Raw genomic sequence first — 16,291 nt, 5'->3', positions numbered from 1 at the left:
TGGCAGGCAGATTGATAAAGCTAATCAGAGAATTATAATGCAAATGAGATCCATACTGCCGCTAATAGCATGCATAGTAGCGCAACAATTCCCCCTGATTTAGAGAATTCACCAAAAGAAATTTTTACACCATATGCAGCCGATTGTTCGACAACAATAATACCAGCCAGACTTCCGAAAACTAATAAGTTACTCGAAAAACCTGAGCCTAATACTAAAGCGGCGCCTAGGGAGTCAGCATTGCCTTCTGGTGTTAAAAAAGGAACTAATAACATGACCGAAGGGTTATTTCCGACTATGGTACTTAATACGCCTGTGACTAAGAATAAGGCTAAAGGATCATTAAGATTGACACCATGAGCACGCAAATCTGTTAATAATTGTTGAGGCAACCCAGTCGCAGCGAATGCGGCATTGACAACAAATAATCCCATAATGAGTAATAAAAGATTACCATCAACTAATTTCAACATATCACTAGAAGCAATTGAGCGGTTTAAGAGTAAAAAGCCCGCAGCGGTAAGTGCAATCAGTTCTCTAGGAACATCACTAACAATAAAGGCAATAATCACTATGAAGGTTATTATCCCTGCTTTTGTCGTTTCCCATACATTTAATGTATCTTGAGTTGTTTTTGATGCCGGTGTTTGAATTTTGTCTTTTGTTAAATACCAACGATGTCGATATAACCAAACTAAGACTAACCAAGTGAGGAATAAAGAAATCAGCGCTGGAATGGCGGAAGCTTGTAGTAACCCAATGAAAGAAATATCTAAGCCTTGAGCGGCGATCATATTCTGTGGGCTACCAATCAAAGAGCCCGCAGCGCCATTGTTTGCAGCAAAACAGAAGCCAAGTAAAAAAGGAATTGGATTTAGACCACGTGATAAACTGATTGAAACGAGTAACGGCGTCATTGCGACAACAACGACATCATTGGTAAGTAGAGCAGAAAGAAGTCCACCAACAACAATCAATACAGCAAGTAAAACAGGGGGGGAGACGTTAAGCATCGCCACTTTGTTGGCTGTCCAGCTATAAAAGCCTGAAACAACAAAAGATGCCGATACCACCATGAGCCCAAATAGCATACCAATGGTGCGATAGTCGATAGCATTCCATGCATGAGGTGGCGTAATACTGCCAACCGCCATCATGGCCAGAGCGCCAATTACTGCAGCCCCAGTTCTATCAACCTTGAAGCCAGGTAGTGTGCCAAAGCCCATAGCAATATAAACCAAAAGAAAAACAATAATGGTTAAAGTCATCGTATTCACATTTTTAATTAAGAAAATTAGCGTTAATCTAGCGGTGAAATTCTATTGAATCAAGGTTAAATATAGCTTGATAATAATAAGTTGCATAAATGCCTATTAGTGAATATCGTAAAAAGACTTATTCTGTAAAAATCTATAGATGGTGAAGGAAATATGAAATTTATTGGTTAGATAACAAGAAAAAATAGTTAAACCAATGACGGTACTCGTAGTTATTAAATTAGAGCGAGTGTGCTTAGAATTTTGTGTATTAATCAATTCAAGATACAGTAACACACCTAAGTAAGTGGAGAATGTGGCTTCGATAGGTTGCTTAATTAATAGGGCTGTCACTTTACCGTTTTAAATATGGCTCCAAAAATGGACGTAATTTAAATTTACATCCATTTTAGTTGTTTTCATTTGATTTGGTTCACTTACGCTTTGCTTTTGAATTCTTGACGTAATTGATCACCGTGTTGATTTAGCTCAGGTGCACCGTCCCTAATGGTTGGGTCAGGGTAGGCACTCATTTTTATAGGATTTCCTGGCATTTTTACCCCTCCTGCATTTATTAACATATTACGTGCTGCCACTTGAGGTAGGTTTAATGCTTGTGCAATATCAAGGATAGGTGCTACGGGAATATCCACATTGAGCAGTATATTTAACCAATCGTCTTGTTTTTTTTCCTGTAGTTTCTCCTCCATCATCGCCTTCAAAACCGCTTGATTAGCGACTCGGTCATTATTAGTTTTGAACCGTTCATCTTCTAATAAATCGGCTAAACCTAATGCATGGCATAATTTAACGAAAATATCATCATTTCCACAACAAATACTAATATGTTTATCTTTTGTGCGATAAATATCGAAGGGAGCCATGTAAGGATGTCGGCTTCCAATCCGTTCAGGTGCCTTTCCTGTTGCAACGTATGCCATAAAACCATGCTCAAGAAAAGCGAGGGTAGAATCGAACATTGCGATATCAATAAATGTCCCTAATCCTGTTTTTTCTCTGGCATATAATGCACTTGCGATAGCGCTAAACATGTAAATACCCGCACATAAATCGGAGATAGATGTTCCAACTCGAATTGGCGGATCGTTTGGTGAGCCCGTTTCTAACATAATCCCACTCATTGCTTGGGCGATGGTGTCGTAAGCAGCAGATTGTGACATAGGGCCAGTATGACCGAATCCTGATGATGACGCGTAGATTAAACGAGGGTTAATCTTAGCGAGTGTTTCATAAGATAGCCCCAGTTTCTTCATTGTTGTCGGTTTAAAATTTTCCGTTAATACGTCAGCTTTTTTTACCATATTGAAAAAAAGTTCACGGTCATCATTATTCTTAAGGTCTAAAACGATACTTTCCTTACCTCTATTTATAAAACTATAGTATAGCGATTTGCCATCAATATATGGGCCATAGGTTCTGGTATCATCTCCGTGACCCGGTTTTTCAATTTTAATGACTCGAGCCCCCAAGTCACAAAGATTTTGTGTACCAAATGGGCCATTAAGGACATGAGTTAAATCAATGACTAATACACCATCAAAAGGACCTTTCATGGTTATTTCTCCTCTTGAACATCCAGAACTAAAGGTGTGTACCAAATAGGCTGTTGTCCTGAGAGTAACTCATTTTGGTTAATCCATAATGATTGCGCAGGTACTTCCGCCTCATAACTGATTTTTGAACTATTTGGTTGGGCAAGTAGTGTGGGGGAGATCATGATTGGGTCAGAACCATAAATACCCGCGGAAGTGTATATTCCGTCAGGTCTTCCTCCACACACCACCCATAACTGATTTAATTCACCGGCACTATAAGGGATATAATCCGCTTTATTTGTTGGAGGGTTCGAAACCACATATAGTCTTTCATCAATTTCAACTTTTAATTTACCGGGCAGACCCGCAGGAGCCGCAATAATGTCTGCCCTTAAGGCACAGTAGCTGCCTCCTAATTCAGGGACTTCAAGTTCATGAGCAGCGGCGAGGGCGATATGACCAATTGGTGTTTTTGTTACGGATAGTTCAGTTCCTGCGGTTGCCCAGCCTTTATCTCTTTCATTGAGGTGGGTGACATTATAACGAGCTAAGATATTTCCTTCCGGCCCCGCTAAAACAACAGTGTGATAAACTTTATCGATAATAATTTGTGGGTAGCTACCAACAACATAGCCTTTACCTGCTTGGCTAATTTCTGTGATTTTTTGTTCAAAAGAACCATTACAAGACTCTGAATGAGCAAGGATAATACTTGGATCAGTAGAATAAGCCATATTAGAAAGCTCAGGCAGAACAAGTAGCTCACCTTCGCTAACCGTAATGGAGTCTAAATCAACGCTATTTTTATCCCATTGGACAGCGGTTAATTTAACTTTATGCTGTTCTTTTGTTCCATTTTGAACTGTAGATGAATGGTGTAAAGTTAGCAAAGGGAAATAGACTCTTGGATTACGTTTGCGTAGTATTTCTTTTCTTTTTTTATCCGCTTCGCTTAAATCGACTAAAGCGGTATAAATCTCATTTAGTCCCGGTTCACGTTCAATGGGTGGAACGACTTCGGCTTCACAGACTTTATGTCCTTCAGGAGACCAGATACTGGAACCTCCATTGTAGTAGACTTTTTTCTTGGTAATTAAGTTTGTTTCGATACCACTTCTTGTCGTGCAGATGACCCAAACACCATTGAGTGCGCTCATATGTTGAACATGGCCAATCGTTGAGTGGTCGCTACGCATTTCGGCTTCGGTACTGGACTCTTTTAATAATCTATCCGACACGGAGTGCCATGAAATTATTTGAGCCCCTTTTAGCGTGGCTAAGCGGGCATATTGCCAATAAGTATCATCGTAACAAATCAGTAATGCTATCTTACCTATTTCTGTATCAAACACTCTAACCCCAGTATCACTGGTAGAGAAGATTTTTTGATCTTGAGAATTTAAACCAATTTTTCTATATTTGCCGATAATACCAGAGGGCCCCATGAGGACAGCTGAATTATAAGCTAAGCCCGTTTCAGCATCTTTTTCAGCAATGCCGATACTCATATACATGCCATTTTCAGCAAGGAGAGGGCATATTGCGTTTGTCATTTTCCCTGGAATTGTATCTAAATAAGGACTTATTTCATTATAGTCAGTAAAAATATACCCGCTTATTGCTGTTTCAGGAAAAACGGCAAAGTTCACACCTTCTGAGCTGATTTTTTTAACCGCATCAACCAAACGAGATATATTACCGTCTAAATCTCCCCATGCTGGAACAAAATCTACAGCCGCTACTTTAATATTTTTATTAATATTAGTTAAAGATGAATGATTCATAATATTAAGCCTCATAGATGGATATATTATTTGATTGCAATATTAAGCTGTAAATAATTTAGTCACGTAGATCCAGATAGGAGCAGTAATAATAAATGATAGAATACTGACAGCTAAACTTGCTGTACCTGTTTCGGTGTAAATATTTAAACGGCTTGAAATAATAGTGCCTGAAAATGCAGGGGGTAGTGATCCTGCAATGACCATCATTTGGATTTGAATGGACTCCATTTTGAATAATAATCCTACAACAAGAAGTAGCGCTGGCATTATTATCATTTTAAGAATGGTATTCCAAGTAATCTCAATGTTAAATTTAAATACATGTTGAGATAGCGTTAAACCTGAAGCGAAAACCGCAAGCCCTGAGTTGATGCTTCCCATTAAAGCAAAAGTTGGGTATAAATCACTCGGCACTTTAATACCTAAAAATACCAGTATAGTTGCTAATATTGGCGCCCATACAACAGGTTTTTTAAAAGAGTCCAATAATGTTTTCTGCCAGCTATCACTATTTTTATCGCCAAAATTGATCATACATAAACCAATTGGAATAGTAATGGCATTAACAATTATTGATATAATACCAACAACAACTCCTGTTTCTGGAATATCACCAAATATAGGTTGTAGGACAGCAAAGCCTAAGAATCCAATTGTAGGAGAACCTGCAATTAACGCACAGACGCCTGCTTCCTTATGGGAGTTTTTAAATAATTTATAGCAGCAAAAGTATGAAAGAAAGAAACAGAATAAAATAACAACTAATGATACTAACGATAATTTAGCATTCGATAATATCATGTCTCTATTCGATTTCACTATAGCTAAAAATAATGCGGTTGGTAACGCAAAAGTTAAAACTAATTTATTCATTACTTGGGTTTGGTCTGCATTAAATATATTTTTCTTACCACTAATATACCCAACGATAATTATGGCTATAATAGGTAATAAGTCACCCATGAGTATATTTATGAGGAACATAGGTTTTTCCTATTGTTGAATATACAAATAAATGGATACCTTAATTAAGATTAGATTTAGGGTTTAAATTGGAAATATGTCCACTTTCAGTTCCCACGGATGGGTCAATAACAATATTAATTAATGATGGTTTACCTGATGCGATACTTTCACTTAGGGCTTTTTGAATATCATCTTCTGTCAATGCGCAGTATCCAACGCCTCCAAATGCTTCAAACATTTTATCGTAACGCGCATTTTCCATTAATGATGTCGGGGCAGGGTCGCTACCATTATCAAGATTGACGGCATCACCTCGATAAATACCATTGTTGTTGAATATAAGTATAGTCACCGGCAAGTTGTAACGGCATATTGTTTCAACTTCCATGCCATTAAACCCAAATGCACTATCACCTTCAATAGCAACAACGGGCAGTCCACTAGTGATGCTAGCACCAATCGAATACCCCATACCGATACCCATAACCCCCCAAGTCCCGCAATCTAAGCGTTTACGAGGTTGATACATATCAATGATATTACGAGCATTATCTAGTGTATTGGCCCCTTCATTCACGACATAAATATCTTTATGGTTGACCAGCACATCGCGAACCGCCCTTAATGCATTGAAATAATTTAATGGGGAGGTTTTAGTATTGAGTTTTACTGCCATTTTTTGAGCATTAATTTGTTTACGCTCATCAAGAGAATCAATCCATGCTTTCTGTGGTGAAATCTTCACATTTTTAAGATTTGTCGTCAGTAGTTCCATACTGGCGGCAATATCACCAATAACCGGAACGGTTATGAATCGGTTACTGTCGATTTCATTTGGGTCAATGTCCAATTGGATGAGTTTGGTTTCCGGTGACCAATGTTTGCCTTTTCCATGATCTAGTAACCAATTAAGCCTAGCACCAACTAAAACAATAACATCGGCATTTTCTAGCGCAAAGGAGCGAGCCGTTGCTGCTGATAAAGGATGGGTGTCAGGAAGTAGTCCTTTTGCCATGGACATAGGCAGGTAAGGAATGCCAGTAGACTCAATGAACTGAGTGATTTTCTCATCAGCTTGTGAATAAGCCGCACCTTTGCCGAGAATGATGAGTGGTTTTTGGGCTTTGGCGAGTAAAGCTAATGCATTATTGATGGAATCATTATCTGGAATTTGTTTTGGTAGTGGAAAGCGAACAACAGGAATAGATTGGTCAGCGGTTTTTTTGTCGAGAACAGATGCAAGAACCTCTGATGTTAAATCAAGATAAACACCACCGGGTCGCCCTGACGCTGCAACTCGGAGCGCTCTTGCGAGCGCGATACCTAAATCTTCAGGCTTATTAACGCGATAAGATGCTTTTACAAAGGGTTTTGCTGCATTCATCTGATCTAATTCTTCGTAATCCCCTTTTTGTAGATCAGTAATACTTCTGTCACTTGAGCCACTTATTTGAATCATAGGGAATCCATTAACAGTCGCATTCGCTAGTGCGACTAACCCATTGAGAAATCCCGGTGCTGATACTGTTAAGCAAATTCCCGGTTTTTGGGTCAAATAACCACTAATTGCGGCTGCATTACCTGCTGATTGTTCATGTCTAAAGCCAATATAACGGATACCTTCAGCTTGGATTTGTCTTGCCATATCCGTGATAGGTATGCCAACTACGCCATATACTGTTTCGATGCCATTCTTTTTTAGTGCATCAACAATAATATGCATACCATCAGTCATAGGAATAACTGTATCTGAGCACATATCAACCTCGTTAATAATTAGTTGCCTGAATAATTAAGTGATTTGCTTAATAAAAAGTTAAATCACTTTCTGAGCACGTAACGCTGCGATTTGTTCATCGGTATAATCGAGCTCTTTCAAAATTTCCTCACTGTGTTGGCCTAACAGAGGTGCACTTTTAATTTCAGGGGTAAATGAGGAGAATTTCATTGGGCAACCGATAGTTAGATATGAGCCTCGAATAGGCTGTTGAACTTCAACAACAGTGCCACTTTCACGTAATGATTTATCACGAGCTATTTCACGCATACTCAATACTGGCGCACAAGGAACACCATATTGGCTTAAATAAGTAACCGCTTCATGTTTGTCTTTATCGGCTAAAAATTTTTCAATTTCTAAGAAGATATCTGAAATATGAGGTTGTCTAGCTTCGGCTGTATTGTAATTAGGGTCTTCACTCCACTCAGGTTTGCCAATAGCAACGCAAGTTTGAGCCCAATTTTGCTCTTGAATAGTGAAGTAGATGTATGCGTTTGGATCGGTTTCCCAACCTTTACATTTCAAAATCCAGCCCGGCTGACCACCACCGCCTGCATTTCCGCCTCTAGGGACGCTATCGCCAAATGTCCCATTTGGATATTGAGGATATTCCTCAAGATAGCCAACACGCTCTAAACGTTGTTGGTCACGTAATTTTACGCGACATAAATTGAGTACCGCATCTTGCATGGACATACTGACTTTTTGGCCTTTGCCTGTTTTTTCACGTTGGTAAAGTGCGGCTAATAAGCCAATGAGTAAATGCATACCGCTATTACTGTCACCTAATGCAGCCGCACTAACTACTGGAGGACCATCCCAAAATCCGGTCGTTGATGCTGAACCTCCTGCCGCTTGTGCCACGTTTTCATAGGCTTTAACATCCGCATAAATAGAGTTATCATCAAACCCTTTAACTGAGCCAAATATTAATCTAGGGTTCAATTCTTGAATGTATTCCCACGTGAAACCCATCCGATCCATTGCTCCTGGGCGGAAGTTTTCGACTAAAATGTCCGCTTTTTTAATTAATTGTTCCATTATTTTTTTGCCTTCTGGCGTTTTAGTATTTAATTCAATGGAACGCTTATTACTATTTAACATTGTAAAGTAAAGCGCATCTACATCTGGAATATCGCGTAATTGATGGCGAGTCACATCACCGACACCTGGGCGTTCAATTTTAATTACATTAGCGCCAAACCATGCCATCATTTGCGTACATGCAGGCCCAGATTGAACACCTGTGAAATCTAAAACCGTAATATTTGATAGTGGTAAATTAGACATACAACCTCACTTTAATTTTTATGGAAAATAAAAATATCGTTGGTTAATAAAAGATTTATATATATTAAATATATGACTTTGAATATATTTCTTTGAATATTTGATTTTGAATGTGTGACTTAGAATATGTGAATTTGAATACGTTTTTAGATTCAAGCTTTAAACTTAATCTACATCTTTCATCAATAATTGATATAGGTAAAAATTCCTAGCGGTGTGGTTTTTGGTGCTATATCTCTTTAAAATGGAGGTGAAATTGGTATAATTTGCTTAATTTATCAGTTAGTGCGAAATATGAGACCTAAATGATGAAAAATATGAAAGTGACAGAATTTAGAGATATATGATGAATTTTTAATAAGGTTTCAACTTAATGAATTTAGAGATATTTAAAGGTTAACTTAGAATTAATGGCTAATGTGTCAAATAAAAGATAGAAATATTTTGAAATGCATTGATGTAAACTCAAATAAATAGAAACATAAAATAATTGAGAAGTAAAAGTTAACAATAAATGGTTTATTATGAAGGTGTTTGTATTTATTAAAGTTATTTTTACTATTAATAATATTTAATTATAAATGCTATTTCTGTTTTATTATAGATAAATTATTTTAATAAGATATTTGAGAGGAGAGTACCCTAGCGTTAACTTTTAAATCTAAAAAGTGGCTAAGGGGCAAGTTCTTAAGGGAGGGCATATAATGGTGCCATACAAATCCACAGTGATTCGGGTAAGCATAGTGAATTTGAGGATTTAGACCAGTTTGCCAGAACAGTTTGCTTACTTGTTAACATCTGCGGGGGCATTGATTGGTCATGGTTGTCAATGGATGGCTGAATGGCTGAAGCCGCTATGAGCCGCGTATCCAGCCCCATAGAAAAAGCCTGTGGTTTCATCGTCCGGAATAAAATCCCATTGAAATAGGTTATAAATCAAAATAAAAAAATGAGAATTATATTAATGCAATCTAATTTGAGTTAAGCTAGATTCTATGTAATATCATTGTTACTGGGACTCAGAAATGCCTTTCAATTGGGGATATGTTACGATTAAAGCAAGGGACATTGCTAAGCAGATCCGCCACGCAAAACTTACGACTCAAGACCCAAACATCCCAGTTATTTACTTACCCGGCATTTTAGGTAGCAAGCTGTATGATACTGACAGTAAGCGTCTTATTTGGGGAAATTACAACAGCCTTATTCATAAAAATAATTATGAATATGTCGAAAGCGCGTCAAATATTGAAGCATCCCAATTACACCGTTTTTCTGTTATCCCAGGTATCATCGATAGCCTAATTACAGCACCACTTAAGCGCGTACTCGAAACGGCTCTTAACTATCGAGATGGGGTCGATTTATTCTTTTTAGGCCATGACTGGCGCGCTGATAACCGCCTTCTTGCTCAAAAACTATCTGCCAAAATCAATCAAATAAAGCAAGTCTATGGACAGAAACAAAAAATTATCTTGATAGCTCACTCGTCATCAAACAGTGCTATTCGCTATTATTTACAATCTGCTAGTCAACATGAACGTGACAGTATTATCAAATGGTATGCATTTGGCCCGCCTTGGCAGGGAACGTTCCAATCTTTGCATTTAATCAATTCAGGGTATTATCCTGCGGGTAAATTTTTTTATGGTTTTACCGCAGATGAAATTGCCAGCTGCCCAAGCGCCTTTCAATTATTGCCTGCTTTTGCCAAAATTATAGATAAGCAAGGTAAACCAATTTTAGATTTTGATGTTTATGATGAAAATTGTTGGAAAGAGTTTCACATAGGCCCATACCAAACCACTAAGTCACAACAGCCTGCATTGCGCATGCGTGTACGGGAAAAATTAGCCGATAACCTCGCCCAAGCAAAAAGCTTTAGCCAACACGTTGCTAATCGTACACCAAATGACATTGCTATTATGCAAACTTGGTTTTTAAGCAATAACCATACCACTGTAAAACAGGCAGTATATGATAATGGGCGACTCTATACAGATGCTTTATTGATTCAAAAAGCGTTTCCTCATCTTGCAGATATCACACTCACAAAAGGTGATGATCATCTTCCTATCGAAGGTTTGTTAGAGAGTTGGCATGACGCCATTATTTATGCCCCTGAGCAACCACCTTTCGGTCAAAACTATGTTTATATCAATCAGGCTCGCACTCATCGAGGCTTAGTCAGTCATATTCCTAATTTACAGGTTTTGGCCTTTGATATTGCCACATTGAATCAACGGGTAATTTATGAATAAGAACACAATCATCACCGCAGGCACACCATTACCACTTTATTATCGATTCATCTCCTCAGTAATCCGCGCTGTCTATTACCCTAATTGTACTCTTATCAACCGTACTGCTTCCCCTACAAACGGGAAACCAACACTCTACTTATGTAGCCATCGCAATAGCGCTTTTGATGGTTATCTACCGCTAAAAATCGCACCTCTTTCTCAAGCTCTAGCATCTATTCAGCTGTTAAATAGTCCTATTATGCGATTATTTTTTACAGGAATTCCGGTGATTCGAAAAAAAGATAAAGAACGCTTCTCTATTACCGCCCATAGTTTTGAAAATCCAATTGATGCCGGAGTCGCACATCTGAAAAATGGAGGCGATCTCTCGTTATTTCCAGAAGGGAGCAGTGAATGGGGATATAAGCCTTTACCTTATCAACGTGGTGCTGCGAGGATCGCTAGAACACTTCTTGAAGAAAACATTGAATTTAATGTTGTACCTTTGGGGCTGTTTTATGTCATGCCAGACAGATTCGCTAGCCATGCTGAAATTTATGTAGGTAATCCCATTTCAATTGTCAGCAAATTAGATGATGAGTCTGATCGTAATTGGGAAAAACGTATTCATGAACAATTTTCCCAAGAACTGGATGCGGTTTCAGTCAATTGCCAAAATGAAGTAATGTTTCAACAAGCAGAGCAGTATGCTTATCAGTCACTGCTAAATGGGCAATCTTATGCAAGTGCATTTTTAGAGTATCAGCAAAACCCAGATCCAACGCGGTGCCATAAAACACAATCAGCCACCAACACTGTGGCTTGGCGGTGGCTTGGTTTTTGCTTAATGTTTGTTTTCCTTCCTATTTTACTCGCCGCTAGGTTCGCTGCATCACAAGCAGATGGCCGAAATACGGTCTCTTTTTTCAAAATACTAGGGGGAAGCCTTGCGAGTCTTCTTTGGTTACCTGCCTTATTGATTTTTACACTTTGTTGGCCAACCCTATTACTTCCATCGCTTATCAGTGCCTTTATAGGTTATAAAATCATCCAAAAAAATGGCCGATCACTATGATAAAAAGGAATTTTTTACGTCTATTTAATATACTTTTTGCTTTGCAGCTTTTATTGATTTTATTGCTAGGTAGCTTTGGCGTTTACCGTTCCGGATTGGCGGAGGTACTGATGCCATCGATCATTGCTGGCGGTTTTTCATGGTTATTATTGGTTTTTATTACGCTGCGTTCCAAACAGAACTCAACACGATTTTATTGGCTAGGATTGCTGCAACTCATTGCCTGCTGGTCAATTTTTCCTTTATTCAAAGCAATCCGCATTTATTTTTATACTTGGAGTGCAGATAACCTCCTATATCACATCGACCGCTTTTTATGGCTGGGGAAAAGTTTGCCTGAACGAGCAATTGCACTGCACACACCATGGCTCAGTGAATTGGTCTCTTTTTGCTATTTCAGTTTCTACTTTCTGATCATCGGCAGTGCACTATTTTTCTTTTTACAGCGAAATATTTCTGTCGCAACAGGTTATTTTACAGGTTTGATGCTGATGTACTTCATTGGATTTATTGGTTATTTTTCTTTGCCAGCAGCAGGCCCCTATTTTGCTTACCCTGAATTATTTACCTATCCCGTTCACAATGGTGCGATGACACTTTTTCTCACAGAAATTGTTGATAAAGGGATAACTGGCATGGATGTTTTCCCTAGCTTACATAGCGGGATCACGTTGTTTATTATTGGTTTTTTATACAAATCAGGCTATCGGAAAATAGCGTTATGCTTAATCCCTTTAGCACTCGGCTTAATCATCGCAACCCTTTATCTGCATTATCACTATGGTATTGATGTGCTCCTCGGTGCGGTGCTATCAATCTTCGTTTTAAATTTTATATTTAAGAATCAAGAAGGTAAAAGATGGAACTAATTTATAATATTAAAGATATTACTGCCGCGGACATCTCAATTAGTGGCGGAAAAGGCGCAAGCTTGTCCAAAACAATTCAAGCACTCCCCGTGCCTGATGGGCTAATTTTGTCATGCGAAGCCTATAAACAGTTTATTTCTCCTTTACTACCTCAAATCACTGCATTCCTTGCCCAGTATGCGGGCCATGAACAAGATGCCAGTAACGAAATCCGCCAATTGTTATTAGATGCCCCATTACCTGAACATTTAATGCATTTACTAGCGGAACGCCTACATAAGAACCAACTTACTCATGTACCTCTTGCCGTGCGCTCTTCAGGTACATTAGAAGACATGCCAGGTGCCGCATTTGCAGGCCAACATGACACTATTTTAGGTGTCCGCAGCCTTGATGCATTACAAAATGCTATTCGCCAATGTTACGCTTCTTTGTGGCACACCCATGTGATGCTTTACCGTCAACATTTACACTTGCCTCACCACCTTGTTTCGATGGCTGTTGTCTTACAACGCATGGTTGATGTTCGCGAAAATGAAGCGGCTGGTGTAGCTTTTTCAATTGACCCTGTACGTGGTCATTTATCTTCAATTTTGATTAATTCTGCATTTGGGCTTGGTGAAACGGTGGTAGGCGGTGAAGAGCCTGTCGATGAATATCAAGTTGATCGTAGCTCTATGCAAATTTGCCACCAAGAAATTGCAGATAAGCAACGCGCTATCGTGATGACGGCTGAATCAACAGACATCGTACAGCTAAGCCAGTCAGCAAAAACACAGAGTTCATTAACCGCTCAGCAGTGCCAAGCTGTTGCCGAACTTGCGGTGCGCGCAGAGCAATATTTTGACTTTCCTCAAGACATAGAGTGGGCATTCCATGATAACCAACTTTGGTTATTACAGTCTCGAAATGTGACTCAAATAGCCCCCGTGTGGACTCGAGAAGAATCTGCAGAACGTTTTCCTAACCCAATCACGCCACTCACTTGGGATATGTGTGAAGCAGGTTTTCATGCCTCATTGAACTACAGCTTAAACTTAATGGGATTACCATCATTTAATGGCAAATGGTTCACCATGAAGGATTATTACATCTATGGTAACCAAAACGCGGTGACTTTGTACCATAACCGCTTACCGACATCGATGATGAGCGATCTTCCTACTTTGCTGTCTTCTTTACCTGAAATAGCACGTAAATTTGCTTGGGTTCAAGAACTACCGATTACATGGATGCGTGACCTCGATACCTATTTAATCGGTATTGGTGCTCTTAATCATGAGCCGTTACAAGAGAAAAAACTCAGCGAGCTATGGGATTATATACAACGCATTAATAAATTAGGTTCCGATTACTTTTTACCGAATATTGCTATTTCACTTACTCAACGTTCACTTTATGCTGCTCTTATTGCGCTACTGAAAATGTTCCATAAAGGGGATGAACAGTTAGCGCATAAAACTTTAGATAGCCTAATAGCTATGTCGGATACTAAAACAGGGCAAGTAAACCAAGAACTTTGGGCACTTTCTCGCCTAGTTCGCCAAAAGCCATGTTTATTTGCGCTGCTGAAACAATTTGAGCCAAATACGATAATGCAGATATTGCAGTCTGAATATCCAGATTTTTTTGCAAAACTAACAACTTTCTTAGTCAATCATGGCCATCGTGAAATGGATTTTGATGCCTATCACCCAACGTGGTTAGACGCTCCACATATTGTACTGACACAAATCAGTGCTATGTCTGATATTGAAAATGATGAAAAAAACGATAGTGGACTGAGCAAAAAAATAGAGCAATCAAAAATTGAATTCGATGTGATTTCAAAATCACCAGAAGAATTACGCTATTTTATGCAAGAACTCATCCGACTCGCTCGGGTTTACACTGCGCTTGATGACTTAGAACATTACCAAACCACACGATTAGCACTCCCCATGCGCCGAGGCTTACATGCCCTTGGTGAACGATTAGTGATCCGCGGAGTGCTGGATGCTCCGTCTGATATCTATTTTGCGAAAGAGCAGCAATTAGCAGATGCTATACAACAGGAAAGTACGCCAGCATTCAGTGAATTGCGACAACATGTTTACACAAATAAAGCAGCTTATCTAGAAGCAAAAGCGACAGCACCACAATGGATTTATGGTGAAACGAGTGAAGAGATTGATGATAACAGCACTATATTGAAAGGATTAGCAGGTAGTGCGGGGGTCATTGAAGGCGAGGTATTTTTAGTACATGGCGCCGAAGATTTCTCCTTATTCCCACAAGGTGCAATTCTTGTTGCTCGTACAACGAACCCTGCATGGACTGCGCTATTTTATCGTGCTAGCGGTATCATTACTGAAAGTGGTGGTCCGTTATCCCATGGCGCTGTTACAGCCCGAGAGCTCAGCCTCCCTGCTGTTATGGGTATCCGCCGAGTCATGAATACACTACAAAATGGCCAACGTGTTCGAGTCGACGGCCAAAAAGGTGTGGTTGAACTGTTGTAAGCTAACCTCAGATCTAGATAAGAAATTGTTTTTCGTGCCGAGAAATTTTATTCTCGGCTTTTTCCTTGAATAAGTATGCAATGCAAAAGCTTGCAAAATATCCTAGAAAAACTTTCAAGAAAGACACGTATAGACCTAGATTCTGCGAAACATCGCGTAAGCTAGGCTTGTGCGATATTCCTCGAATATGGGGGAGTCATGAAACGTATGAAAAAAATCCGGAAGTATGGCTATTCTGTGCGGTCGTTATAACGGCGGGTCTCAATTAATGAGGCGTGGGTAGGGTGATAGCCGCAATTATTAGTTGATGCGATAAACTTAATAGTAAAGTGCAATTTAGATAAAAGGCTATCGGGAAATTGAATTGAACAGTTACGATAAATAAAGAATAATTATAAAAACTAACAAATATCATTATTAGAACATCATAAATTAATTTTTGCTTTTATATGAAATCCTAAGTTGATAATCAAAATAATAAGTCATCTTTAAATTGTTTTGAAAAAAAAGTCTTATTAGTTATTTCTGTTTTTTTGTTTATGTTTAATTATTTTTTTAGTGTTTTGTTTTTTTTTTTCAAAATTCCTTTTTTTATTCTTGTTTTTACTATAATTAAGTTAGTGCTTAATTTGTAAGTGCTAGCCATCTAAATGAGGATATATTATGACTGATTTAAATAATAAAGCAGTAAGTAAATTAGCTGTTGATTCGATTGAGCATGTGACTGATGCCATTGATGGTGTTCTTATCAATATTATAGCGAATGATAAAATGTATGCATATTCAACTTTTGATTATAACAGCCCTCGAGATATGGCCATGTATAATACAATCTTGAATTTTTGGTATGGTTCACGTGATAATAAAAAACTGTATATATATTGCAATGAAGGCGCTATTGAGGGAGCGAAAATACATGTAAGTAAGACAGAGCTACGAATTGAATAGTAAATAACATCAATACGTCA

General features: G+C 38.6%; 12 protein-coding genes. 5 read left to right on the top strand and 7 right to left on the bottom strand.

The genetic code is table 11. The features are described from left to right. Window positions 1-32: 32 nt before the first annotated feature. The 7 genes from ACLPIE_RS14685 to ACLPIE_RS14655 all read right to left on the bottom strand — a co-directional run bounded on the left by ACLPIE_RS14685 (window position 33) and on the right by ACLPIE_RS14655 (window position 9,535). Window positions 33-1,268 (bottom strand): ArsB/NhaD family transporter, encoded by a 1,236-nt coding sequence (locus ACLPIE_RS14685; RefSeq protein ID WP_430262538.1) that lies wholly within the window; start codon window positions 1,266-1,268, stop codon window positions 33-35. A gap of 425 nt (window positions 1,269-1,693) precedes the next feature. After that, entirely contained in the window at window positions 1,694-2,830 is a 1,137-nt protein-coding gene (yfdE, locus tag ACLPIE_RS14680; protein WP_430262537.1) for a CoA:oxalate CoA-transferase, read from the bottom strand. A 2-nt stretch (window positions 2,831-2,832) separates the two neighbouring features. Beyond that, complete coding sequence (locus tag ACLPIE_RS14675) at window positions 2,833-4,596, bottom strand: nitrilase-related carbon-nitrogen hydrolase (protein ID WP_430262536.1); 1,764 nt, start codon at window positions 4,594-4,596, stop codon at window positions 2,833-2,835. 42 nt (window positions 4,597-4,638) lie between these two features. Further along, entirely contained in the window at window positions 4,639-5,583 is a 945-nt protein-coding gene (gene yfdV / locus ACLPIE_RS14670) for a transporter YfdV (protein WP_430262535.1), read from the bottom strand. Between the two features lie 40 nt (window positions 5,584-5,623). After that, entirely contained in the window at window positions 5,624-7,324 is a 1,701-nt protein-coding gene (oxc, locus tag ACLPIE_RS14665) for an oxalyl-CoA decarboxylase (RefSeq protein ID WP_430262534.1), read from the bottom strand. 57 nt (window positions 7,325-7,381) lie between these two features. Then, entirely contained in the window at window positions 7,382-8,635 is a 1,254-nt protein-coding gene (frc, locus tag ACLPIE_RS14660) for a formyl-CoA transferase (RefSeq protein ID WP_430262533.1), read from the bottom strand. A 687-nt stretch (window positions 8,636-9,322) separates the two neighbouring features. Continuing rightward, window positions 9,323-9,535 (bottom strand): hypothetical protein, encoded by a 213-nt coding sequence (locus ACLPIE_RS14655; protein WP_430262532.1) that lies wholly within the window; start codon window positions 9,533-9,535, stop codon window positions 9,323-9,325. A gap of 125 nt (window positions 9,536-9,660) precedes the next feature. Between ACLPIE_RS14655 and ACLPIE_RS14650 the strand changes: the two genes are divergently transcribed. From ACLPIE_RS14650 to ACLPIE_RS14630, 5 genes are all read left to right on the top strand, one after another. Then, window positions 9,661-10,896 carry a lipase/acyltransferase domain-containing protein gene (locus ACLPIE_RS14650; RefSeq protein ID WP_430262531.1) on the top strand — a complete coding sequence of 412 codons (1,236 nt, stop codon included), beginning with the start codon at window positions 9,661-9,663 and terminating at the stop codon, window positions 10,894-10,896. Beyond that, the gene (locus ACLPIE_RS14645) at window positions 10,889-11,953 is read left to right on the top strand and encodes a lysophospholipid acyltransferase family protein (protein ID WP_430262530.1); all 1,065 of its coding nucleotides are present in this window, start codon (window positions 10,889-10,891) and stop codon (window positions 11,951-11,953) included. The genes ACLPIE_RS14650 and ACLPIE_RS14645 overlap by 8 nt, the downstream gene beginning before the upstream one ends. Further along, the gene (locus tag ACLPIE_RS14640) at window positions 11,950-12,822 is read left to right on the top strand and encodes a phosphatase PAP2 family protein (RefSeq protein ID WP_430262529.1); all 873 of its coding nucleotides are present in this window, start codon (window positions 11,950-11,952) and stop codon (window positions 12,820-12,822) included. Before ACLPIE_RS14645 ends, ACLPIE_RS14640 begins: the two co-directional genes overlap by 4 nt. After that, window positions 12,813-15,323 carry a PEP/pyruvate-binding domain-containing protein gene (locus ACLPIE_RS14635; protein WP_430262528.1) on the top strand — a complete coding sequence of 837 codons (2,511 nt, stop codon included), beginning with the start codon at window positions 12,813-12,815 and terminating at the stop codon, window positions 15,321-15,323. The genes ACLPIE_RS14640 and ACLPIE_RS14635 overlap by 10 nt, the downstream gene beginning before the upstream one ends. Window positions 15,324-15,986: 663 nt before the next feature. After that, on the top strand, window positions 15,987-16,271 hold the full coding sequence (locus tag ACLPIE_RS14630; protein ID WP_430262527.1) for a hypothetical protein: 285 nt from the start codon (window positions 15,987-15,989) through the stop codon (window positions 16,269-16,271). The last annotated feature ends 20 nt before the right edge of the window (window positions 16,272-16,291 follow it).

This window comes from Providencia sp. Me31A (assembly GCF_050487165.1).
Taxonomy (GTDB): domain Bacteria; phylum Pseudomonadota; class Gammaproteobacteria; order Enterobacterales; family Enterobacteriaceae; genus Providencia.
This window is presented reverse-complemented; position numbering and strand designations above follow the sequence as displayed.